Origin of the sequence: Pseudomonas sp. FSL R10-0056 (genome assembly GCF_009600105.1) — a bacterium.
In the GTDB taxonomy this organism is placed as follows: Bacteria; Pseudomonadota; Gammaproteobacteria; order Pseudomonadales; family Pseudomonadaceae; genus Aquipseudomonas; species Aquipseudomonas bubulae.
In genome coordinates, this window is sequence record NZ_WIWL01000171.1 from 118,114 (window position 1) to 140,342 (window position 22,229).

General features: G+C 57.7%; 20 protein-coding genes. 17 read left to right on the top strand and 3 right to left on the bottom strand.

Features of this window, described 5'->3' with window-relative positions; genetic code table 11:
* Positions 1-8: 8 nt before the first annotated feature.
* The 6 genes from ffh to GHO42_RS10630 all read left to right on the top strand — a co-directional run bounded on the left by ffh (position 9) and on the right by GHO42_RS10630 (position 4,093).
* Positions 9-1,385 (top strand): signal recognition particle protein, encoded by a 1,377-nt coding sequence (gene ffh, locus GHO42_RS10605; RefSeq protein ID WP_095001250.1) that lies wholly within the window; start codon positions 9-11, stop codon positions 1,383-1,385.
* Between the two features lie 249 nt (positions 1,386-1,634).
* Positions 1,635-1,886 carry a 30S ribosomal protein S16 gene (gene rpsP, locus GHO42_RS10610; RefSeq protein ID WP_095001251.1) on the top strand — a complete coding sequence of 84 codons (252 nt, stop codon included), beginning with the start codon at positions 1,635-1,637 and terminating at the stop codon, positions 1,884-1,886.
* A gap of 5 nt (positions 1,887-1,891) precedes the next feature.
* The gene (rimM, locus tag GHO42_RS10615) at positions 1,892-2,431 is read left to right on the top strand and encodes a ribosome maturation factor RimM (protein ID WP_048363294.1); all 540 of its coding nucleotides are present in this window, start codon (positions 1,892-1,894) and stop codon (positions 2,429-2,431) included.
* A 2-nt stretch (positions 2,432-2,433) separates the two neighbouring features.
* On the top strand, positions 2,434-3,186 hold the full coding sequence (trmD, locus tag GHO42_RS10620) for a tRNA (guanosine(37)-N1)-methyltransferase TrmD (protein WP_003440270.1): 753 nt from the start codon (positions 2,434-2,436) through the stop codon (positions 3,184-3,186).
* A gap of 45 nt (positions 3,187-3,231) precedes the next feature.
* Complete coding sequence (rplS, locus tag GHO42_RS10625) at positions 3,232-3,582, top strand: 50S ribosomal protein L19 (protein ID WP_003440273.1); 351 nt, start codon at positions 3,232-3,234, stop codon at positions 3,580-3,582.
* Between the two features lie 97 nt (positions 3,583-3,679).
* On the top strand, positions 3,680-4,093 hold the full coding sequence (locus GHO42_RS10630) for an acyl-CoA thioesterase (RefSeq protein WP_095001252.1): 414 nt from the start codon (positions 3,680-3,682) through the stop codon (positions 4,091-4,093).
* Positions 4,094-4,099: 6 nt separating this feature from the next.
* Here the strand turns inward: GHO42_RS10630 and GHO42_RS10635 are convergent, their stop codons facing one another.
* Entirely contained in the window at positions 4,100-5,896 is a 1,797-nt protein-coding gene (locus GHO42_RS10635) for a sodium:proton antiporter (protein ID WP_095001253.1), read from the bottom strand.
* Positions 5,897-6,016: 120 nt separating this feature from the next.
* Here GHO42_RS10635 and xerD point away from each other — a divergent pair, with 120 nt between their 5' ends.
* From xerD to GHO42_RS10665, 6 genes are all read left to right on the top strand, one after another.
* Positions 6,017-6,913 (top strand): site-specific tyrosine recombinase XerD, encoded by an 897-nt coding sequence (gene xerD, locus GHO42_RS10640; RefSeq protein WP_095001254.1) that lies wholly within the window; start codon positions 6,017-6,019, stop codon positions 6,911-6,913.
* 122 nt (positions 6,914-7,035) lie between these two features.
* On the top strand, positions 7,036-7,767 hold the full coding sequence (locus GHO42_RS10645; protein WP_095001255.1) for a DsbC family protein: 732 nt from the start codon (positions 7,036-7,038) through the stop codon (positions 7,765-7,767).
* Between the two features lie 136 nt (positions 7,768-7,903).
* Positions 7,904-9,208: a homoserine dehydrogenase gene (locus tag GHO42_RS10650; RefSeq protein WP_016781922.1), complete on the top strand. Its 1,305-nt coding sequence runs from the start codon at positions 7,904-7,906 to the stop codon at positions 9,206-9,208.
* 105 nt (positions 9,209-9,313) lie between these two features.
* Positions 9,314-10,723, top strand: coding sequence for a threonine synthase (gene thrC, locus GHO42_RS10655; RefSeq protein WP_095001256.1), 1,410 nt, complete (start codon positions 9,314-9,316; stop codon positions 10,721-10,723).
* Positions 10,724-10,843: 120 nt separating this feature from the next.
* Positions 10,844-12,940 (top strand): transporter substrate-binding domain-containing protein, encoded by a 2,097-nt coding sequence (locus tag GHO42_RS10660; RefSeq protein ID WP_095001257.1) that lies wholly within the window; start codon positions 10,844-10,846, stop codon positions 12,938-12,940.
* Positions 12,941-13,071: 131 nt separating this feature from the next.
* A complete protein-coding gene (locus GHO42_RS10665) occupies positions 13,072-13,491 on the top strand; it encodes a response regulator (protein ID WP_095001258.1) in 420 nt (139 codons plus the stop codon).
* A 164-nt stretch (positions 13,492-13,655) separates the two neighbouring features.
* Here the strand turns inward: GHO42_RS10665 and GHO42_RS10670 are convergent, their stop codons facing one another.
* Both GHO42_RS10670 and GHO42_RS10675 read right to left on the bottom strand, forming a co-directional pair.
* The gene (locus GHO42_RS10670) at positions 13,656-14,468 is read right to left on the bottom strand and encodes a TIGR02285 family protein (RefSeq protein ID WP_153326476.1); all 813 of its coding nucleotides are present in this window, start codon (positions 14,466-14,468) and stop codon (positions 13,656-13,658) included.
* 43 nt (positions 14,469-14,511) lie between these two features.
* On the bottom strand, positions 14,512-15,711 hold the full coding sequence (locus tag GHO42_RS10675; RefSeq protein WP_095018197.1) for a CaiB/BaiF CoA-transferase family protein: 1,200 nt from the start codon (positions 15,709-15,711) through the stop codon (positions 14,512-14,514).
* Between the two features lie 134 nt (positions 15,712-15,845).
* On the opposite strand from GHO42_RS10675, the gene GHO42_RS10680 reads away from it, so the two are divergent.
* The 5 genes from GHO42_RS10680 (at position 15,846) to GHO42_RS10700 (ending at position 22,105) form a co-directional block, all read left to right on the top strand.
* The gene (locus GHO42_RS10680; RefSeq protein WP_016781928.1) at positions 15,846-16,388 is read left to right on the top strand and encodes a YaeQ family protein; all 543 of its coding nucleotides are present in this window, start codon (positions 15,846-15,848) and stop codon (positions 16,386-16,388) included.
* Positions 16,389-16,429: 41 nt separating this feature from the next.
* The gene (gene recJ, locus GHO42_RS10685) at positions 16,430-18,139 is read left to right on the top strand and encodes a single-stranded-DNA-specific exonuclease RecJ (protein WP_153326477.1); all 1,710 of its coding nucleotides are present in this window, start codon (positions 16,430-16,432) and stop codon (positions 18,137-18,139) included.
* Positions 18,140-18,344: 205 nt separating this feature from the next.
* Positions 18,345-19,451: an NADH:flavin oxidoreductase/NADH oxidase gene (locus GHO42_RS10690; RefSeq protein ID WP_095001262.1), complete on the top strand. Its 1,107-nt coding sequence runs from the start codon at positions 18,345-18,347 to the stop codon at positions 19,449-19,451.
* Between the two features lie 78 nt (positions 19,452-19,529).
* On the top strand, positions 19,530-20,237 hold the full coding sequence (locus tag GHO42_RS10695) for a tellurite resistance TerB family protein (protein WP_095018194.1): 708 nt from the start codon (positions 19,530-19,532) through the stop codon (positions 20,235-20,237).
* Positions 20,238-20,428: 191 nt separating this feature from the next.
* Positions 20,429-22,105 (top strand): acid phosphatase, encoded by a 1,677-nt coding sequence (locus GHO42_RS10700; RefSeq protein ID WP_153326479.1) that lies wholly within the window; start codon positions 20,429-20,431, stop codon positions 22,103-22,105.
* The last annotated feature ends 124 nt before the right edge of the window (positions 22,106-22,229 follow it).

Consider the following 22,229-nt stretch of genomic DNA (forward strand, 5'->3'; position numbering starts at 1 on the left):
GATCGCGCATGTTTGAAAATTTAACCGACCGTCTTTCGCAGACGCTGCGCCATGTCACCGGCAAGGCCAAGCTGACCGAAGACAATATCAAAGACACCCTGCGTGAAGTACGCATGGCGTTGCTGGAAGCCGACGTGGCTTTGCCAGTGGTCAAAGACTTCGTCGCTGCGGTCAAAGAGCGCGCTGTCGGCACTGAAGTGTCGCGCAGCCTGACGCCGGGCCAGGCGTTTGTAAAAATTGTTCAGGCTGAACTTGAAAGCCTGATGGGCGCTGCCAACGAGGACCTGGTCCTTAATGTCACGCCGCCAGCCGTTGTATTGATGGCCGGTTTGCAGGGCGCTGGTAAAACCACGACTGCCGGCAAGCTGGCGCGCTTCCTTAAAGAGCGCAAAAAGAAAACTGTGATGGTGGTCTCGGCCGACGTTTATCGTCCGGCTGCGATCAAACAGCTCGAAACCCTGGCCAATGAAGTCGGTGTAACCTTCTTCCCGTCCGACCTTAGCCAGAAGCCGGTAGACATCGCTCGCGCCGCCATTGCGGAAGCCAAGCTGAAGTTCATCGACGTGGTCATCCTCGATACCGCAGGTCGCCTGCATATCGATGCCGAGATGATGACCGAGATCCAGGAGCTGCACGCGGCCGTCAAGCCGGCAGAAACCCTGTTTGTCGTCGACGCCATGACTGGCCAGGATGCGGCCAACACCGCCAAGGCGTTCGGTGATGCATTGCCGCTGACCGGGGTGATCCTGACCAAGGTCGACGGTGATGCCCGGGGTGGTGCGGCGTTGTCCGTGCGAGCCATTACCGGCAAGCCGATCAAGTTCATCGGTATGGGTGAGAAGAGCGATGCGCTCGAGCCGTTCCACCCGGATCGTATCGCTTCGCGCATCCTCGGCATGGGCGACGTGCTCAGCCTGATCGAGCAGGCCGAACAGACCCTCGATAAAGACAAAGCCGACAAACTGGCTAAAAAGCTTAAAAAAGGCAAAGGCTTCGATCTCGAAGACTTCCGCGACCAGCTGCAACAGATGAAGAACATGGGTGGCCTTGGCGGCCTCATGGACAAACTGCCGAACATGGGTGGTGTCAATCTGGCGCAAATGGGCAATGCCCAGGGCGCAGCTGAGAAACAGTTCAAGCAGATGGAAGCCATCATCAACTCCATGACCCCGGCCGAGCGCCGCGACCCTGAGCTGATCAGCGGTTCGCGCAAACGCCGGATTGCCATGGGCTCCGGCACTCAGGTGCAGGACATCGGCCGCTTGATCAAGCAGCACAAGCAGATGCAAAAGATGATGAAAAAATTCTCCACCAAAGGTGGGATGGCGAAAATGATGCGCGGCATGGGCTCGATGATGCCCGGCGGCGGCATGCCAAAAATGTAATTTACCCGCCCGGACGCTTGCGTCCGGGCAACTCGCAGCAATGCGAGACACCCGGCAAACCCGCACTGTGCGGGAGCTGACCTGTCACCATTCGTGGTGACCTAGTTGCAAGTCTGTACGGCATGCCGATAGGCGCCAGAAAAAGACATTTGCAAAAGTCCGGATATTCCTTAGAATATGCGGCCTTTCGGGCACCTATGCCCGCTGTGCCTTTAGATTTGCAGCACCGACTACAGGAACGATGTTCACATGCTAACAATCCGTCTTGCCCTTGGCGGCTCCAAAAAGCGCCCGTTTTACCACTTGACCGTTACCGACAGCCGTAACCCACGTGACGGTTCCCACAAGGAACAAATTGGTTTCTTCAACCCGGTTGCCCGTGGTCAGGAAATCCGTTTCTCCGTTAAAGAAGACCGCCTCGCCTACTGGCTGAGCGTTGGTGCTCAACTGTCTGAGCGTGTTGCTCAGCTGGTTAAAGAAAACGCTAAGGCTGCGGCCTGAGCAATATGAGCGTGACGCCTGAAACTGCTGATGATTTGATCGTTATCGGCAAAATCTACTCGATTCACGGCGTGCGCGGCGAAGTGAAGGTTTATTCCTTTACGGATCCAATTGATAACCTGTTGGACTACAAAAAACTGACGCTTCGGCGCGGTAATGATGTACGACAGGCAGAGCTGGTCAGTGGCCGTTCTCATAACGGCAAGTTTCTGGTTGTAAAGCTCAAGGGTCTCGATGACCGTGATGAAGCTGGTCTTCTTCGTGAATTCGAAATCTGCGTGCCGCGTAACCTGTTTCCTGAGCTGACCGACGGCGAGTACTACTGGTACCAGCTGCAGGGACTGAAAGTGACCAACCTTGAAGGGCAATTGCTCGGCAAGATTGTTGACCTGATGGAAACTGGCTCGAACGATGTCATGGAAGTCAAACCTTGCCCAGGTAGCCTGGATGATCGTGATCGCTTGTTGCCCTATACAGAGCAATGCGTGTTGAGCGTCGACCTTGCAGCTGGCGAGATGAAGGTGGATTGGGATGCGGACTTCTAAGCGTGGCTAAATTGCGCGTAGAAGTGATCAGTTTGTTTCCCGAAATGTTTTCCGCCATCAGCGACTACGGCATCACTAGTCGTGCGGTGAAACAAGGGCTCTTGCAGCTGACTTGTTGGAACCCGCGAGACTACACAACGGATCGGCATCACACTGTGGATGATCGCCCATTTGGCGGTGGTCCGGGCATGGTGATGAAGATCAAGCCTCTGGAAGATGCACTGGTTCAGGCCAGAGAAGCAGCCGGAGAGGCGGCGAAGGTGATTTACCTGTCGCCCCAAGGCCGTCAACTGAATCAGTCGGCGGTACGCGAGCTGGCGAATGAGGAAGCATTAATCCTTATTGCAGGTCGTTATGAAGGCATTGACGAGCGTTTTATAGACGCTTATGTCGATGAAGAGTGGTCAATTGGTGACTATGTACTCTCTGGTGGCGAGCTGCCGGCGATGGTTCTGATTGATGCGGTTACACGACTGCTGCCTGGAGCTTTAGGGCATGCGGACTCCGCGGAGGAAGATTCCTTCACGGATGGTCTGCTGGATTGCCCGCACTACACCCGACCGGAGGTGTATGCGGATCAGCGTGTTCCCGACGTATTGCTTAGTGGCAATCATGCACACATCCGGCGTTGGCGTTTACAGCAGTCCCTTGGGCGGACCTTTGAACGACGCGCCGATCTTCTGGAAAGCCGCTCGCTTTCTGGAGAAGAGAAGAAGCTGCTCGAGGAATACATCCGCGAGCGGGACGATAGTTAACAACGTATCGATGGTAGATCAGTTGATCTACCTTAGGAGCACAGCATGACTAACAAAATCATCCTTGCACTCGAAGCAGAGCAGATGACTAAAGAGATCCCTCCTTTTGCCCCGGGCGACACCATTGTCGTTCAGGTGAAAGTGAAGGAAGGCGATCGTTCGCGTCTGCAAGCTTTCGAAGGTGTAGTGATTGCCAAGCGTAACCGTGGCGTGAACAGTGCTTTCACTGTTCGTAAAATCTCCAACGGTGTTGGCGTAGAGCGTACTTTCCAGACCTACAGCCCGCAAATCGACAGCATGGCTGTTAAGCGTCGCGGTGACGTGCGTAAAGCCAAGCTGTACTACCTGCGCGACCTGTCGGGTAAAGCAGCTCGCATCAAGGAAAAACTGGCTTAAGTCCAGCTTCCCGATGCAGAAAAAAGCAGCCTTCGGGCTGCTTTTTTGTTGCCTGAGATTTGTCAGACCTTTGTCCAGTTGTAGGTAGTAAGAAAGCATGACTTCGCGTGAGCAAGAGATTCAACGCCGTACCGACCTCTCCGTTACCCGTATTACCAAAGCGGTATTCCCCTCTACCACCAATCACCACAACACCCTGTTTGGCGGCACCGCGCTGGCGTGGATGGACGAAGTTTCGTTTATTGCCGCAACGCGTTTTTGTCGTCTGCCGTTGGTGACTGTGTCCACGGACCGTATTGATTTCAACCATCCGATCGCGGCTGGCTCCATCGTTGAGCTGGTGGGGCGTGTGGTTAAAGTTGGCAACACCAGCCTCAAGGTTGAGGTCGAGGTGTATGTCGAAAGCATGAGCTGCGATGGTCGCGAACTGGCGATCCAGGGCTTGTTCAGCTTTGTCGCCATCGATGATGACAAGCGCCCGGTACCGGTGTTGCCAGGGTTTGCCTCGTAACAGCTGCTACGGGTGCCTGATCAACGCCAGCAGCGTCCACCCGGAGCCTGGTTTCAATTCACTGTCAGGTGTCACTACATGCACCCAGCCAGTGTTGTCGCGGGCGAAGAGCAGGGTGACGCGCTTGCCATGCAGGGCCAGGTAGTCCGCCCAGGTGAAGTTGTCGGTCAGTGTGGTGCTGTACAGCTCGGCTCCCTGGCTCAACTCACTGGCGAGCTGACCGTAGGTCAGCGCCGGGTTGCCCAGGGCTTGACCGCGGTACTCGTGGCTGGCGCGATGCTTGTCAGTGCGGCGAATTTCCTGGCCATTGGTCAGTGTAAACAAGCGCTGCAGCCCGAACTCGTGATGAAAGCGTGCCGCTGCCAGGGTATTCAACTCGCCAGAGGGTGACAGTGCGAGCAAATGCCCCAGCCCCACCAGATCCAGGTGACTCTCGGCATGCTCTGAAGCCGGATTGCCAAAGTAAGTGGGCAAGTTGTCCATGCGCGCGGCGCGAATGTGTTCCCAGTTGGAATCGGTTAGCAGTACGCGGCTGCCCAGTTGCTGCAATGCCTTGCCAATAACCCGGGCCGGGCCATTGGCGCCAACGATCAAAAAGCCGCTGGGGGCCGGCTCCGCGACTTTGAGCAGGCGGGCCAGGGGCCGTGCCGTCGCGCTTTGCAGCACCACCGTACCGATGATCACTGCAAAGGTCAGGGGCACCAGTAGCAGCGCGCCGTCATGGCCTGCTTCGTCCAGGCGGATCGCAAAAATTGCTGAAACGGCTGCCGCGACAATCCCGCGTGGGGCGATCCAGGCGAGCAAGGCGCGTTCGCGCCAGTTCAGTTTTGAGCCAAAGGTCGAAATCACCACGTTCAGAGGCCGGGCGATAAATTGAATAATCAGCAGCAACACCAGCACCACAGGCCCCAGGCCGATCATGGCGTTCAAGTCCAGGCGCGCCGCCAGCAGGATAAACAGCCCCGAGATCAGGAAGATGCTCAGGTTTTCCTTGAAGTGCAGGATGTTGCGTACATCCACCCCCTTCATATTGGCCATCCACATGCCCATCAAGGTGACCGCCAGCAGTCCGGACTCATGCATCACCGTATTGGCACCAATAAATACGCCCAGCACTGCTGCCAGCGTGGCCAGGCTGTGCAGGTACTCCGGCAGCCATTGGCGGCGTACGATCTGCCCCATGATCCAGCCACCTACAATGCCGAACAAGCTGCCGCATACAATCACCCCGGCAAAGGTCAGCAGGCTGTGGCTCAGGCCCTCGCCCGTGGCGCTGGCGATGATAAAGCTGTAGACCACCACCGCCAGCAGCGCGCCAATCGGGTCGATGACAATGCCTTCCCAGCGCAGGATATTGGCAATCGATGCCTTGGGCCGTACTACGCGCAGCATCGGCACAATCACCGTAGGCCCGGTGACCAGTGTCAGCGTGCCGAACAGCAAGGCCAGAAGCCAGTCAAAGCCCAGTAGCCAATGGGTCGCCAGGGTGATCACGGCCCAGGTCGAGAGCGCACCGATAGTGACCAGCCGATGGACCACAGTGCCGATTTCGCGCCACTCGGACAAATGCAGGGTCAGGCTGCCTTCAAACAGAATCAGCGCCACCGCCAGTGAGACCAGCGGCATCAGCAGCGGGCCGAACAATTCTTGCGGGTCCAGCCAGCCCAATACCGGGCCGACCAGGATCCCGCTCAACAGCAGAAACAGGATGGCCGGCAGCTTCAGTCGCCAGGCCAGCCACTGTGAGCCCAGGGCAGCGATGCCGATGCCGCCGAAAGACAGCAAAATCTGTTGTTCGGTCATAAGGTCATCCTGTGAAAACTTGGGGTTTATGGCATCCGCCAGCCATGAAAGACTAGCGCTCACTTTTGCAGTTCACTTTATATTTGTGCGCAGCCTCCGGCCTGTGCGTTTCGAGAGCCAATGCCCGCTATAGACGACCCACTTATCGACCGTTTTCTGGATGCCCTGTGGCTGGAAAAAGGCTTGTCGGACAACACCCGCGGTGCTTATCGCAGTGACCTGGCCTTATTCAATGGCTGGTTGCAGGAGCGCGGTATCGCTGTGGCCAGCGCCGGGCGCGAGTTGATCCTCGATCATCTCGCCTGGCGCCTGGAGCAGGGCTACAAGCCTCGCTCGACTGCGCGCTTGCTCTCAGGTTTGCGTGGCTTCTATCGTTATCTGCTGCGAGAAAACCTGATTGCCGTCGACCCTACCTTGCAGGTCGATATGCCCCAGTTGGGCAGGCCATTACCCAAGTCCCTGTCAGAGGCAGACGTAGAAGCGCTGCTCGCCGCCCCTGATCTGAGTGAGGCCATCGGCCAGCGTGATCGGGCCATGCTTGAAGTACTGTATGCCTGTGGCCTGCGCGTAACCGAATTGATCAGCCTGACCCTGGAGCAGGTCAACCTGCGCCAGGGCGTTTTGCGCGTGATGGGCAAGGGCAGCAAGGAACGCCTGGTGCCGATGGGGGAGGAGGCCATCGTCCGGGTCGAGCGCTACATGCGCGATGCCCGGCATGAGCTGCTGGGCGGTCGCCCCAGTGATGTGCTATTTCCCAGTCAGCGCGGTGAACAGATGACCCGCCAGACCTTCTGGCATCGCATCAAGCATCAGGCCAGGGTGGCCGGGATCGACAAGTCGCTGTCGCCACATACCTTGCGCCATGCCTTCGCCACCCATTTGCTCAATCACGGCGCCGATTTGCGTGTGGTGCAAATGCTGCTGGGGCACAGCGACCTCTCGACGACGCAGATTTACACCCATGTTGCCCGTGCCCGACTGCAGGACCTGCATGCCCTCCATCACCCGCGTGGCTAGTCGGAGTCGGTCATGCAGGCCATCTGTGGTAGGCTTTGCCGGTTTAGAAAGCGCGCCGCCCAAACCCGTTGTTTCAGGACGGGTATCGGGGTTGGCAGCTTTGCCCGTCTTCAGGAGTTCCCATGCGTGTGATCCAGATTTTCGCCGCCGCAGCCATTGCGTTGGTCAGCACCTTCTCGTTCGCCGATACCGGCGCCGAACAAGCAATCCGCAAGAGCCTCGAAACCCTGCAACTGGATGTGCCGGTCGAGAGCATCAGTGCCAGTCCCATGGCCGGCCTGTATGAAGTCAAGCTCAAGGGCAGCCGCGTGCTGTATGCCAGTGCCGATGGCCAGTTCATCGTTCAGGGCTACATGTTCCAGCTCAAGGACGGCAAGCCGGTGAACCTGACCGAGCAGGCCGAACGTGTTGGCGTGGCCAAGTTGATTAATGGCATTCCGGTGGCAGAGACCGTCGTTTACCCTGCCATCGGCGAAACCAAGTCGCATATCACGGTATTTACCGACACCACTTGCCCGTATTGCCACAAATTGCATGCCGAAGTCCCGCAACTGAACAAGATGGGGATTGAAGTGCGCTATGTTGCGTTCCCGCGTCAGGGCCTCGGCTCACCGGGTGACCAGCAGCTGCAGGCGGTGTGGTGTTCCAAGGACAAAAAAACGGCGATGGACAAGATGACTGATGGTAAAACCGTCGAGGCGCCAAAATGCGCCAATCCGGTTGCCAAGCAGTTCGCCATGGGCCAGTCCATCGGCGTCAATGGCACGCCAGCCATCGTTTTGGCTGACGGTCAGGTGATTCCGGGTTATCAGCCTGCTGCGCAGGTTGGCAAGCTGGCACTCAGTGTTAAATAATCCAGTGTCGTCACGATAAGCCTGTGACGATCATGGCGGGGCAGTTCAGTTGCCCGGCCATTAATAGAGAACCGTGGCAATCCACGGTTGTTTTTCACGGCCGACCTTGAGTCGGCCGTTTTATGGGGAGTTCAGCGTGAATCCGGTCAAAGTAGGTATCTGTGGGCTCGGGACCGTCGGTGGCGGCACCTTCAACGTACTAAAGCGTAACGCCGAGGAGATTGCCCGCCGTGCCGGGCGTGGTATCCAGGTTGCGCAAATTGCAATGCGTACGCCAAACCCTCAGTGCGACATTACCGGTACCCCCATTACCAACGATGTATTCGCTGTTGCGACCAACCCTGAAATCGACATTGTTATCGAGCTGATTGGTGGTTACACCATCGCCCGTGAACTGGTGCTCAAGGCCATCGAAAACGGCAAGCATGTCGTGACCGCGAACAAGGCGCTGATTGCCGTTCACGGTAATGAAATCTTCGCCAAAGCCCAGGAAAAGGGCGTGATCGTGGCGTTCGAAGCGGCCGTTGCAGGCGGTATCCCGGTGATCAAGGCGATCCGTGAAGGTCTCTCGGCCAATCGTATCAACTGGGTGGCGGGCATCATCAACGGTACCGGTAACTTCATCCTCACCGAAATGCGCGAAAAAGGCCGTACGTTCGAAGACGTGCTGGCTGAAGCACAAGCGCTGGGTTATGCCGAGGCAGATCCGACGTTTGACGTTGAAGGTATCGATGCGGCGCACAAGCTGACCATTCTGGCGTCGATTGCTTTCGGTATCCCGTTGCAGTTCGACAAGGCCTACACCGAAGGCATCACCAAGCTGACAACCGCTGATGTGAATTACGCAGAGGCGCTGGGTTATCGCATCAAGCATCTGGGTGTTGCACGCAGCACGGCCAACGGCATCGAGTTGCGGGTTCACCCGACGCTGATTCCGGCTGACCGCCTGATCGCCAACGTCAACGGCGTAATGAACGCAGTCATGGTCAACGGTGACGCTGCCGGTTCGACCCTGTTCTATGGTGCTGGCGCCGGTATGGAACCAACGGCTTCGTCCGTGGTTGCCGACCTGGTAGACGTGGTGCGTGCCATGACCAGCGACCCGGAAAACCGCGTACCGCACCTGGCCTTCCAGCCGGATCTGCTCTCCGACCATCCGATCCTGCCGATCGAAGCGTGCGAAAGCGCCTACTACCTGCGCATCCAGGCCAAAGATCACCCGGGCGTATTGGCCCAGGTAGCGAGCATCTTGTCCGAGCGCGGCATCAACATCGAATCGATCATGCAGAAAGAAGTCGAAGAGCATGACGGCCTGGTGCCAATGATCCTGTTGACCCATCGGGTAATTGAACAGCACATCAACGATGCCATTGCCGCGCTTGAAGCATTGCAGGGCGTTGTGGGTCCGGTCGTTCGCATCCGCGTTGAGCATCTTAATTAATTAAGAGCGGCAAGCGGCAGCGGCAAGCGGCAAGCAAGAGCACATCGGCTTTTACTTGTTGCCTGGCGCTAAACCGCTTGGCGCTCAAACCGAAGGTTTGAACCCATGCGCTATATCAGTACTCGTGGCCAGGCACCGGCCCTGAATTTTGAAGATGTGTTGCTGGCCGGTCTGGCCAGTGATGGCGGTTTGTATGTACCGGAAAACCTGCCGCGCTTTACCCAGGAAGAAATCGCTTCCTGGGCCGGTTTGCCTTACCACGAACTGGCCTTTCGGGTTATGCGCCCGTTCGTGACCGGCAGCATTCCGGATGCAGACTTCAAAAAGATTCTCGAAGAAACCTACGGCGCGTTTTCCCACGCAGCTGTAGCGCCACTGCGTCAGCTAAACGGCAATGAATGGGTACTTGAGCTGTTCCACGGTCCGACCCTGGCGTTCAAGGACTTTGCCCTGCAATTGCTCGGCCGCTTGCTCGATTACGTGCTGGCAAAACGTGGCGAGCGTGTAGTGATTGTCGGCGCGACTTCCGGGGATACCGGTTCGGCGGCGATCGAAGGCTGCAAGCATTGCGAAAACGTCGACATCTTTATCCTGCACCCCAACAACCGGGTATCGGAAGTCCAGCGTCGGCAGATGACCACGCTGTTCGGTGACAACATTCATAACATCGCCATCGAAGGCAACTTCGATGACTGCCAGGAAATGGTCAAGGCCAGCTTCGCCGACCAGGGTTTCCTCAAGGGTACACGCCTGGTCGCCGTAAACTCGATCAACTGGGCGCGGATCATGGCCCAGATCGTTTACTACTTCCATGCCTCCCTGCAACTGGGCGGGCCACACCGTTCCGTGTCGTTCTCGGTGCCTACCGGCAACTTCGGCGACATCTTTGCGGGCTACCTGGCACGCAACATGGGCCTGCCGATCAACCAGCTGATCGTTGCCACCAACCGCAACGACATCCTGCACCGCTTCATGAGCGGCAATCAGTACGCCAAGGACACCTTGCACGCGACTCTGTCGCCGTCGATGGACATCATGGTGTCGTCGAACTTCGAGCGCTTGCTATTCGACCTTCATGGTCGCAATGGCGCAGCCGTTGCCGGTCTGATGGATACCTTCAAGCAAACCGGTAATTTCAGCGTTGATGAAGATCGCTGGACCGAAGCGCGTCGTCTGTTTGATTCGCTGGCGGTTGATGATGAGCAAACCTGCGAAACCATCGCTCAGGTATTTGTCGAAAGCGGCGAAGTGCTCGATCCGCACACCGCTATCGGTGTGCGTGCGGCCCGTGAATGCCGACGCAGTCTGGATATCCCGATGGTCATTCTGGGCACGGCACATCCGGTCAAGTTCCCTGAAGCGGTTGAAAAAGCCGGCATAGGAAAAGCGCTCGAACTGCCGTCTCACCTTTCTGACTTGTTTGAGCGAGAGGAGCGTTACACCGTACTGGCTAATGACCTCAAGGCTGTCCAGGGCTTTGTCAGCCAGCATGGCAACCGTGGCAAGCCGCTTTAACGGCATTCGTCTTACGTAATTTGAAGCCCGTCATCTGACGGGCTTTTTTATTGGTGCATGGCAAACTTGCCAGGTCTTCGCCCCTTCTGTGCTGGCGAATACCCGGTCAAGGATGCTGTCATGTCACGTATTCACCAGACATTTGAATCATGGATGCGCATAGTGCTGGGCATGGCCTTGTTGAGCCTGGCCCTGCCGGTGATGGGCGCTTCCGGAACGCCTTTCAGGCTCGCAACACGCTTTGTGGATATCCAGCCTCTGCAACTGGATGCCCCGGAGCGGCAATGGCTGGCCAATCATGGAACGCTACGGGTTGGTATCGCCATCGGTGATTACGAACCGGTCGACATCACCGACGACCGCAATAACTATCAGGGCATCAGCGCAGATTACCTGAGCATCGTTCGAGACACGTTGGGCGTGCCTGTTGAAGTCCTGGGCTACAGGCGTCGTGATCAGGCCGTTGCAGAGCTGCTGGCCGGCAATATCGATATTCTGGCCAGCGCCAGCGGGTTTGAGCGAGGGATTGAAGGTGTAGCTTTTTCCCGGGAGTACATGACTGATCGACTGGTTATCGTTTGTCGCTCATGTGAGGAAGAGCCGGTCAAAAACTGGGTCGGGAAAAAAATCGGCTTTATGGAGGGCTACGTCGATATTCATACCGCCCAGGCGTTTTACCCTGACAGTGAAATCACCACCATCAGTGACCTGCATAATGCAATGGACGCGCTGGTTGAGGGGGATATCGACGGGTTTATCGGCAATGAACTTATCGTGCAGTCATTCAAAAGTGTCCGGCCTCATTCGGGGGTGCGCATTATCGGTGATAGCGCCTTGCCATCCTCCGGTTTTGCATTTGCTACACGCCTCTCTGACCCCGAACTTGGGTTGCTGATCAACCGCGCGCTGGGCAGCCTTGATGACAATACATCGCGCATGGTGCTTTCACGCTGGATCATCGGGCTTGAAGGGCACGCTGTTCAATCGCATATCAACCTGCTGCCTGGCGAGCTTGAGTGGATCCAGCGCAATCCGGTTGTAGCCCTGGCGACCCAGCAGTTCCCCTTGTACGCATTCAAGACCGGGGACGGTCGTTGGGTAGGGCTGAGTGTGGATATTCTGGCGCGAATTTCTCGCATGACCGGGTTGCAGTTTGTACATAAAGAAGCGTTTTCAACGGTACAAATCCTAGACATGCTCAAAAGTGGCGAGGCACTGATGAACTCAAGCCTCTCCAGAAGTCGTGAGCGCAAAGCTTTTTTGAACTTCACCTATTCCTACGGTGGGGCACCCTGGGTGTTTGTTGTACGAGTCAATGATTCCCGGCTGGGTTCATTGGACGAACTGGCCGGCAAGGTTCTGGCGCTTCCAGCCAGGCATGCCCTCGAAGACTTGATTCGACGTGAATACCCCGCAATCACCTTGCATCTGGTTGATACCTACGCCCAGGCACGTCACGCGGTCGCCAATGGCGAGGCAGATGCGACGATACAAACAGAGACACAGGCTCATCTTTACCCACCGGGGCGCCTCAAGGTCGGACGCAGTGTTGACGGGCAATGGGCTGCCGCCAGCTTTTCGGTCCCTGTTCTATACCCGGAGCTTTTCAGCATCATGAACAAGGCGTTGGAAGCCATGCCCATGGCCGAGATTCGGGCGCTGAGAACCAAGTGGCTGGGGGGGGTGGGCAAACCGCTGATCATCGAGAGTGGCCTGTATCACTCAGCCCGTCTTTATTGGGCGATAGCGGTCTTGATTGCGGCCGGGCTTATGTTGTTTGTGTACAACTGGTTTCTGCGCAGGCAACTGATTATTGCGCGTCAATCCGAGAAAACCCTGAATGAGCAGTTGGGGCTCAGTCACCGCTTTCTGGATGGCATTCCCAGCCCGATTTTCGTGGTTGGCCTGGAGGGAGAGCTGATTACCTGCAATCAAAGCTATGAGCAGCGTTTATCAGTCCAGTTGGGACGGATTCGCGGGTTGAAGGTGACTGATGTTGATTTGTTTTCGAAGGAGCTGGCCGAGAAGCTCCAGCGGGAAATAATGCGCATGATTCAAAGCCGCAAACCCTGTTACCAAAAACGTTGGGTGGAGTTTAAGTCCGGAGGCATGGAAATCTATCAGTGGGTTGTTCCGTTTTATTCAGAGACTGGGCGTCTGGAGGGGCTGGTAGGAGGATGGTTCGACAAATCTGAAGCTAAAAAGTGGGATCAGTAAGCTGGTTTGATCCAGTAAATGAAAGGCGTTGTGGATTCCTATGGTATTTACAGATATGTCCTATGTGTATTGAGTGTTGAGCCCACTAAGGTTTACCTCCTCTGTAGCGCTAGGTTTATGCCTGAAGGCCCATGATGCGATCTTTGAAAGTATTGATTCTTGAAGACAACCCGTTTCAATTAATGGTGTTGCATCAGATGTTGAACGCCTTCCGCATTTTTGACGTGTTGACGGCCGAAAGCGTTGATTGCGCCCGCGAGTCCTTGCTCAGGCGCGGTGCCATAGACGTGGCCATTTGTGATTTGTATATGGAAGGGGCGTCAGGGCAGGAGCTGATCAGCGAGTTGGCCCTTGAACGCAAAGCTGCAGCGTTGATCATTTTGAGTGCTGCTGCACCTCCGGTGGTCGAGAGGGCGGCCAGAGTGGCCCGCAGTCAAGGTCTCAGGGTGCTGGGGTGTCTGTCAAAACCCGTGACCATAGGGGCGCTGGGGCAATTGTTGGGTGCCTTCGAGCTACAGCAGATAAGTGCTGATGGCGCGAATGCAGATTAATTGCCAGTAACGGGGGAACTTCCAGCAGGTTTGGTTTGTCAGATTTTTCATCAGCAGGAGCAAGTTTATTGCTCCGATACTTGTAGCCTGTTGAGCGGGTTATCATGACCCTGTTAAACCCCGAGCAGCCTCCCCACTGCTCGGGGTTTTTTTATGCGTACGTGTCATTGCTCATCCAGGTAAGACAGGGATGGCGAGCCCAATGTGGTGAGTATCGAATTGACCCTGCGAATGACCTCACGTCCTTGCGCAGTGTCCGAGCAGCCAACGTAAATCGACTGATATTCCGGGGCGCCCTGAATCGGATAAAACAGCAGTTCGTCGGATGACAAACCTTGCTGGCTGGCCTTGGCCTGGATTTCTGGCCAGTAGCCCAATAGCGTCGGCATACGGCCTGCATGTTGCATTTGCAGCAGACTGCCCAACGGATCGTTACCGTAATGCATGAGAATCTGGCCTGGCGGGCTCAGCTTCAGCTGGCTATCAATCAATACTCCGTAGCTGCGTTTGGCAATGACTCCAAGCTTGAGGGTTTGCGCCTTGAGCAGCCCCGGCAGGTCTACCTTGTCGTCATGGACAAAGGGTTCGATCAAATGCTGATTCTCACGCAGTATGGCCATGCCATTGCTGTGCATGATCGCAACGGGCTCGGAGTAAACGATCGAGAGGGCGCGGGCGGGATTCCAGATCAGCGCCGGATCGCAGGTCAGCGAGGGTTCTTCAAGCATCTGCAGGGCCCGAGCCCGGTTAACCCGCATTATCACGTGCTGGTATTGCGGCATGCCTGCGATCAGGGCTGGCATCACCTGGTCGACTATCCCCTTACCTTTTTGCGGGCCATGAAACACCGTTAACGGTGGCAGGTCGCGCAACAACCAGATGAGTGTGGGTGCTGCCTGACTGCCAGGGGCCCAGGCCAGAAACAATGCGGTGATCAGGCCTGCCCAAAGTCTTCGCAAGGTCGAACGCTGGGTCATGCTGCTGATCTCCTTGGGTGGCCACTAAAAATGGGCAACACGCCTAGATGGCGCCCGCTTGCTTGAGGTTGGCGATTGCTGCAGCGTCGTAACCCAGGCTGTTCAACACCTCGATGTTATGTGCACCCAGTTCGGGGCCTACCCAATCTGCCGTGCCCGGAGTATCGGAGAGCCTTGGCACGATACCGGGCATCTTGAAGTCTTTACCGTCAGGCAGTTTGGCCTGCAGGAACATTTCACGGGCCAGAAACTGTGGATCGCTGAACATGTCTTCTGCCGAGAAAATACGGCTGGCAGGCACCTGCGCTGCGCCCAGTTGTTCAAGTACCGTGGCCAGCGGCAGCGAGCCGACCCAGCGGTCAATCACGCCATACAGTTCGTCACGGCGTGCGTCACGACCATCGTTGTGTGCAAGCTCCGGGTCGTTGGCCAGATCGTCGCGCCCGATAATCTGCATAAAGCGCTTGAAAATGGCGTCGCCATTGGCGCCGATCTGTACGTGCTTGCCGTCCAGGCTGGTATGGATGGAAGAGGGCGTAATTCCCGGCATGATATTGCCGGTACGTTCACGGATGAAACCGAACACATCGAACTCGGGCACCATGCTTTCCATCATGGCAAAAATCGCTTCGTAGAGCGCCACGTCTACCACCTGGCCCTGGCCGCCGTTGACCTCGCGATGACGCAAAGCCATAAGGGCACCGATCACACCCCACAGCGCGGCAATCGAGTCGCCAATCGAGATGCCTGTGCGCACTGGCGGACGATCTTCGAAACCGGTGATATAACGCAGCCCGCCCATGGATTCGCCGACCGCACCAAACCCCGGCTGATCTTTCATCGGGCCGGTCTGGCCAAAGCCGGACAGGCGCACCATCACCAGCTTGGGGTTCAGTGCATGCAGCACATCCCAACCCAGTCCGAGTTTCTCCAGAACCCCGGGGCGAAAGTTTTCGATCAGAATATCGGCGTCTGTCAGCAGCTCCTTGAGAATGCTCAGACCGTCGGGGTGTTTTAGATTCAGGGTCAGGGATTTTTTGTTGCGCGCCTGGACGAACCACCATAGCGATGTGCCTTCATACAGCTTGCGCCATTTTCGCAGCGGGTCGCCGCCGTCAGGGGATTCGACCTTGATCACCTGGGCGCCAAACTCGGCGCAAATGCGCGATGCAAATGGCCCGGCGATCAGGGTACCCAATTCAACAACTTTAAGGCCTGAAAGGGGTTTGGTGGCGAGCGGCATGTGGAATCCTTGTCCAAGGGCGAGCGAGTACAGCCTTTTAACATAGCTGGCGGCTGGCAAGAAGCTGGCCGATTCGTTCAATCACGGTGTATCGGTTAGACTTGTCGCCTTTCTCCGTATCAAGAAGCCCGTTCATGGCACAGCCGTCCACGACCTACAAGTTTGAACTCAACCTTACCGATCTCGATCGCGGGGTTTATGAAAGCGTCAAGCAGACCATCGCCCGCCACCCTTCGGAGACCGAAGAACGCATGACTGTGCGCCTTCTGGCCTACGCTTTTTGGTACAACGAGCAGCTGTCTTTTGGTCGAGGCCTGTCAGATGTAGACGAACCGGCCCTGTGGGAAAAAAGCCTGGATGACCGTGTTCTGCACTGGATCGAAGTCGGACAGCCCGATGCCGACCGTCTGACCTGGTGCTCGCGCCGTACCGAGCGCACCAGCCTGCTGGCGTATGGCAGCTTGCGTGTGTGGGAAGGGAAGGTGATTCCTGCAATCAAGAACCTGAAGAACGTCAATATCGCAGCCGTTCCGCAAGAGATTCTTGAGGTGCTGGCCAAAGATATGCCACGGGTTATCAAGTGGGACGTGATGATCAGCGAGGGTACGATTTTCGTGACAGATGATCGCGGCCAGCACGAAGTGCAACTGCAGTGGCTGCAAGGCGAACGCGGCTAAGTTCCAACCCTTTTTTACGCTTAGAGACTCTTCACCTGCTTATGCGCATCGAACCTCGTCCACTGCCTGAAACCCTGCCTTTTCTGGGCGAAATGCCAACCCTGCTGACCCGTCTTTACGCTGCTCGGGGTGTGCAGTCGCAAGCAGAACTGGACAAGAGCCTGGCGCGGCTGATTCCGTATCAGCAGCTCAAGGGCATCGATGCTGCGGTGGACTTGCTGGTGGTCGCGCTTGAGCAGCGCCAGCGCATCCTGATCGTCGGCGACTTTGACGCCGACGGCGCCACAGCCAGCACCGTGGGTATGCTCGGTCTTCGCCTGCTGGGGGCGGCCCATGTCGATTACCTGGTGCCTAACCGCTTCGAATATGGTTACGGCCTGACCCCGGAAATCGTCGAAGTTGCGCTGACCCGCACGCCGCACTTGTTGATCACGGTCGATAACGGAATCTCCAGTATCGAAGGTGTGGCCGCAGCCAAAAAAGCTGGTTTGAGCGTGCTGGTTACCGACCACCACTTGCCGGGCAGCGAGTTGCCGGCCGCGGATGCCATCGTCAACCCCAACCAGCCCGGCTGCGAGTTCCCGAGCAAGGCGCTGGCGGGGGTAGGGGTGATCTTCTATGTGCTGATCGCCTTGCGGGCGCGCTTGAACAGCCTGGGCTGGTACCAGGACAGCAAGGCGCCGAATATCGCCGAGTTGCTGGATCTGGTGGCGCTGGGCAGCGTCGCGGACGTGGTGCCGCTGGATGCGAACAACCGCATCCTGGTACACCAGGGGCTTGAGCGCATCCGTGCCGGGCGTGCCCGGCCCGGGCTCAAGGCTATTCTGGAAGTGGCCAAGCGTGACCATTCGAAAATTACCTCCACCGACCTGGGTTTTATCCTCGGGCCGCGCCTGAATGCCGCCGGGCGCCTGGACGACATGAGCCTGGGTATCGAATGCCTGCTCACCGATGACGCCAATGCCGCACGGGAAATGGCTGCGCAACTGGACGAAATGAACCAGGACCGTAAATCCATCGAGCAGGGCATGCAACGTGAAGCGCTGGCCCAGCTCAAGGATCTGACCATCGACAGCATGCCGTTTGGCCTGTGCCTGTTCGACCCCGAGTGGCACCAGGGAGTGATCGGAATTCTGGCTTCGCGGCTCAAGGAGCGTTACTTCCGCCCGACTTTTGCCTTTGCCGATGCCGGGGATGGCATGCTCAAGGGCTCCGGCCGATCGGTGCCGGGCTTTCATATTCGTGATGCACTGAGTGTGGTGGCTGCACAGCATCCGGACTTGATCAGCAAATACGGTGGCCATGCCATGGCGGCCGGGCTGACTTTGCCTGAGGCTAACTTCCCGCTGTTCTGTGAGGCCTTTGATGTTGAAGTGCGGCGTCAATTGCGTGAAGAAGACCTGACCGGGCGCATGCTGTCTGACGGCAGCCTGGCAGTGGAAGAGTTTCACCTGGAGCTGGCGCGTGCCCTGCGCAATGCCGGGCCATGGGGGCAGCACTTTCCCGAACCGCTGTTCCACGGGGTATTCCAGTTGGTGGAGCAACGCATCGTGGGGGAGCGGCATTTGAAAGTCGTGCTCAAGACCGAATGCGGCAGCGTAAAGCTCGACGGCATTGCTTTCGGGATCGACCGCGAAGTGTGGCCGAACCCGACCATTCGCTGGGTGGAACTGGCCTACAAGCTTGACCTCAACGAATTTCGCGGCAACGAAACCGTACAGTTGATGATTGCCCATATCGAGCCGCGCTAATCCGCCAATCCCCTGTGGGAGCGGGCTTGCTCGCGATGCTATCACCGCGGTTGGCCTGACAGGCCGCGGTGCCCGCATCCCGAGCAAGCCCGCTCCCACCAAAACCACCACGTCCCGTTGCGATATGAACTCCCCCTCATCCAGTGTTGTCGACTAGGCTCTTCAGAAGTACTTGGAGCCTGCCCACTGGAATTAGAGGTGACCCATGAGTCTGCTGCTCGAACCCTATACCCTGCGCCAACTGACCCTTCTTAACCGCATTGCGGTCTCGCCAATGTGCCAGTACTCCAGCGTCGATGGGCTGGCAAATGACTGGCACCTGGTCCACCTGGGCAGCCGTGCCGTTGGCGGCGCCGGGCTGATTTTTACCGAAGCCACTGCCGTCACCCCCGAAGGCCGTATCACTGCCCAGGATCTGGGCCTGTGGAACGACGAGCAGATTGAACCCCTGCAACGCATCACCCGCTTTATTCGCGCCCAGGGCGCTGTAGCCGGTATCCAGCTGGCCCATGCCGGGCGTAAGGCCAGCACCCACCGCCCCTGGTTGGGCAAGCATGGCAGCGTCAAGGTGGAGGAGGGCGGCTGGGTGCCTGTCGGGCCGTCACCCATTGCCTTCGACCCACAGCACACTGCGCCAGTGCAACTGGACGAGATCCAGATCAATGAGGTTATCCAGGCGTTCGTGGCTGCCGCCAAGCGAGCGCTGGAGGCTGGCTTCTCGGTGGTTGAAGTACATGCTGCTCATGGTTACTTGTTGCATCAATTTCTTTCACCGTTGAGCAACCAGCGACGTGACCAATACGGCGGTTCGTTCGAGAATCGCATCCGTCTGGTGTTGGAAGTCACCGAGGCCGTGCGCGGTGTATGGCCGCAGGAGCTACCGCTGTTTGTGCGGGTCTCGGCCACCGACTGGGTGGAAGACGGCTGGAACCCTGACGAAACCGTCGAACTGGCACGACGCCTCAAGGCATTGGGCGTGGACCTGATCGACGTGTCTTCGGGCGGTACCGCAGCCAATGCCGAGATTCCGGTGGGGCCTGGCTACCAGACCCGTTTTGCCGAGCGCGTGCGCAAGGAGGCCTGCATTGCCACCGGTACGGTGGGCATGATCACCGAACCGGCCCAGGCCGAGCATATTTTGCGTACCGGGCAGGCCAACCTGATCCTGCTGGCGCGTGAACTGTTGCGTGACCCGTATTGGCCGTTGCATGCAGACGATGACCTGGGCGGTAAAAAGGCCATCTGGCCAGCCCAGTACCAGCGCGCGACCCATCGCGACCAACCGATTCATGAGTCCGACCTGCGCGACTGATAGCCAGTGCTCTTTACGATAAACCTGCCTGCGGGCGGGTTTTCTGGCGCCCCCTGACCCTGTTAAGAGAGGATGCTTATGAGTTTGCTCGACCAACTGCTTAAATCCGGCCAACAGATGCTGGCGAAAAAAACCGGCGCCCAAGGCAGCGCCTCCCGTGACGATAAAGGCGGCCTGGGTGACCTGCTCGGGTCTGGTGGTCTGGGCGGCCTGCTTTCCGGCGCGGGTGGCGGCGCTCTGGCAGCCAGTGCCCTGGGGCTGCTGCTGGGCAACAAGAGTGCGCGCAAATACGGTGGTCAGGCACTGACCTATGGCGGCCTTGCCGCCCTGGGCGTTCTGGCCTACAAGGCCTACGGCAACTGGCAGGCCAATCAGGGCACGGCACCGCAGACCGAGCCGCAAACCATTGACCGTGTTCCGGCGCCGCAAGTGGAGCAACACAGCCAGGCGATCCTCAAGGCCCTGGTGGCTGCTGCCAAGGCTGATGGGCATGTGGATGAGCGTGAGCGCCAACTGATCGATGGCGAGTTGAACAAACTCAATGGCGACCCTGCATTGCGCCAATGGCTGCAAGCTGAACTGAACAAGCCGCTGGACCCGGCAGAGGTTGCCAGAGCTGCCAGCACCCCGGAAATCGCGGCCGAAATGTATATCGCCAGCCTGATTCTGGTGGATGAAGAACATTTCATGGAGCGCGCCTATCTGGAAGAGCTGGCCAAACAGCTCAAGCTCGACCCGGGGCTCAAGATCGAGCTGGAAGCCCAGGTCAAGCAGGCGCAGGGCTAACGCACTCTGTGGGCGCGAGCCTGCATCACGATGCAGGCGCCGCAACATGCTTGTTTTAGACGCTCCGAGCCGCAACGGCCCGGGGCGTTTTTTTATGCTTCGTGGCTTCGATCCACTGCAACTTCCCCGTCATAATCCCCTGTTAGCCTGCCCGCCAGAAATAATTTGTTACGTGTAATCAGGAAGCCGCAATGAGCGACAAGAAAGACCAGGACACCCAACGCCCGGCCGACAGCAGTCGCCGTCGCTTCCTCGCCGGTGCTGCCGCACTGGGCGTTGGCGCGGCCACCTTGAGCGCTTGCGGCAGCAGTCAGCATGAACCCCCCGTCAGGCCGCAACCGCTGACCCCGGCCGAGCTGGACAAAAAGCTCCACGAACAGGTCAAGACCATCGTGGTGATCTATGCCGAGAACCGCAGCTTCAACAACCTGTTTGCAAATTTCCCCGGTGTCGAGAAGCCGTTGTCGGCCCTCAAACCCGCCGACTACCAGCAACGCGACCGTGATGGCAGCCTGCTACAGACCCTGCCACCGATATGGGGCGGGCTGCTGCAAGTGGGACCGCAGACGGTAGATGGCGTGACCTATGCGCCGGGTGAGCAGTTTCAGGAGAACCTGCCCAACGCTCCCTTCGCGCTGAAAGGGCCGAATCAGCAAGATCTGCCGTTGAATCTGGTGACCCGCGACCTGTGGCATGTGTTCTATCAGAACCAGATGCAGATCAACGATGGCAAGAACGACCAGTTCGTGGCCTGGGGGGATTCCGGCGGCTTGCCCATGGGCTACTACGCCCAGTCGCAGTATTCGCTGCGTCTGTGGGATGTAGCCCGTGAATTCGTACTGTGCGACAACTTCTTCCAGGGGGCTTTTGGCGGTTCGTTCCTTAACCACCAATACCTGATCAGCGCAGCGGTGCCGTTCTATCCGAACGCGAATACCTCTGTTGCCGAGGCGCAGATTGCTGTTTTGCAGGGCGATGACCCTGCCGGTACACGCTTGAAGCCTCTGGACAAATCCCCGGCCAGCGCCATGACCGGCGCCGCGCAGTTCGGTCCCAGCGCTCTCACGCCGGACGGTTTTGCAGTCAACACCATGGCGCCACCTTACTGGCCGACCTGGATCCGCGACCCCGAGCGTCCTGACTATGCCAAGCCCGACCTGCCAAGCGTACTGGTGCCACAAAGCCATGAGCATATCGGCGACAAACTGAGCAAAAAGAACATTGACTGGGCCTGGTACGCGGGGGCCTGGCAGGCCACGCTGGAGCAGTTCAAGGGCTCGGACGGGATCCCCAAGATCCCCAACTTCCAGTACCACCACCAGCCATTCAACTACTTTGTTCAACAAGGTCCGCAGAACCCGCAGGAGCGCAGCAAGCGCCTGCGCGACGCAGGCCTGGGCGATGAGTCCGGCAGCAACCGCTTTCTGGCTGACGCCGAGGCTGGCAGCCTGCCTGCCGTGAGTTTCTACAAGCCTCAGGGCAACCTCAACCTGCACGCAGGCTATGCCGATGTGGCTGCCGGTGACCGGCACCTTGACCGTGTACTCAAGGTGCTGCGCAACAGCCCGCAATGGCAAAACATGGTGATCGTGCTTACCGTGGACGAAAACGGTGGCTGGTGGGATCACGTTGCACCGCCCAAAGGTGATCGCTGGGGGCCGGGTACAAGGATTCCGGCTCTGGTGGTATCACCTTTCGCACGCAAGGGGACGGTGGATCACACGGTGTATGACACCGCTTCGATTCTGCGCCTGATTAGCCGGGTGCATCAGCTGGAAGTGCTGGATGGCCTCAAGCAGCGTGACGATGCCATGAAGACGCGGGGGCAAGCGCCCATGGGCGACCTGACCAATGCATTGATGTTTTGACAACAGCCCCCCACAGGTTTGAAGTTTTGCATGTAGGAATTTTTGTCTATTGCTGTGAGATCTGTCTCAACGCCTGTACGAATCATTGCTTACCCTCGGCTATACTCACCTTCATTTGAATGGC

Bases quoted from the DNA above. Each gene is read 5' to 3' on its own strand.
- GHO42_RS10695 (WP_095018194.1), top strand. From the start codon at position 19,530: ATGAGTTTGCTCGACCAACTGCTTAAATCCGGCCAACAGATGCTGGCG.
- GHO42_RS10690 (WP_095001262.1), top strand. From the start codon at position 18,345: ATGAGTCTGCTGCTCGAACCCTATACCCTGCGCCAACTGACCCTTCTT.
- GHO42_RS10660 (WP_095001257.1), top strand. From the start codon at position 10,844: ATGTCACGTATTCACCAGACATTTGAATCATGGATGCGCATAGTGCTG.
- GHO42_RS10700 (WP_153326479.1), top strand. From the start codon at position 20,429: ATGAGCGACAAGAAAGACCAGGACACCCAACGCCCGGCCGACAGCAGT.
- GHO42_RS10645 (WP_095001255.1), top strand. From the start codon at position 7,036: ATGCGTGTGATCCAGATTTTCGCCGCCGCAGCCATTGCGTTGGTCAGC.
- ffh (WP_095001250.1), top strand. From the start codon at position 9: ATGTTTGAAAATTTAACCGACCGTCTTTCGCAGACGCTGCGCCATGTC.
- rplS (WP_003440273.1), top strand. From the start codon at position 3,232: ATGACTAACAAAATCATCCTTGCACTCGAAGCAGAGCAGATGACTAAA.
- GHO42_RS10665 (WP_095001258.1), top strand. From the start codon at position 13,072: ATGATGCGATCTTTGAAAGTATTGATTCTTGAAGACAACCCGTTTCAA.
- GHO42_RS10670 (WP_153326476.1), bottom strand. From the start codon at position 14,468: ATGACCCAGCGTTCGACCTTGCGAAGACTTTGGGCAGGCCTGATCACC.
- thrC (WP_095001256.1), top strand. From the start codon at position 9,314: ATGCGCTATATCAGTACTCGTGGCCAGGCACCGGCCCTGAATTTTGAA.
- recJ (WP_153326477.1), top strand. From the start codon at position 16,430: ATGCGCATCGAACCTCGTCCACTGCCTGAAACCCTGCCTTTTCTGGGC.
- rimM (WP_048363294.1), top strand. From the start codon at position 1,892: ATGAGCGTGACGCCTGAAACTGCTGATGATTTGATCGTTATCGGCAAA.
- GHO42_RS10630 (WP_095001252.1), top strand. From the start codon at position 3,680: ATGACTTCGCGTGAGCAAGAGATTCAACGCCGTACCGACCTCTCCGTT.
- GHO42_RS10675 (WP_095018197.1), bottom strand. From the start codon at position 15,711: ATGCCGCTCGCCACCAAACCCCTTTCAGGCCTTAAAGTTGTTGAATTG.
- GHO42_RS10635 (WP_095001253.1), bottom strand. From the start codon at position 5,896: ATGACCGAACAACAGATTTTGCTGTCTTTCGGCGGCATCGGCATCGCT.
- xerD (WP_095001254.1), top strand. From the start codon at position 6,017: ATGCCCGCTATAGACGACCCACTTATCGACCGTTTTCTGGATGCCCTG.
- rpsP (WP_095001251.1), top strand. From the start codon at position 1,635: ATGCTAACAATCCGTCTTGCCCTTGGCGGCTCCAAAAAGCGCCCGTTT.
- GHO42_RS10680 (WP_016781928.1), top strand. From the start codon at position 15,846: ATGGCACAGCCGTCCACGACCTACAAGTTTGAACTCAACCTTACCGAT.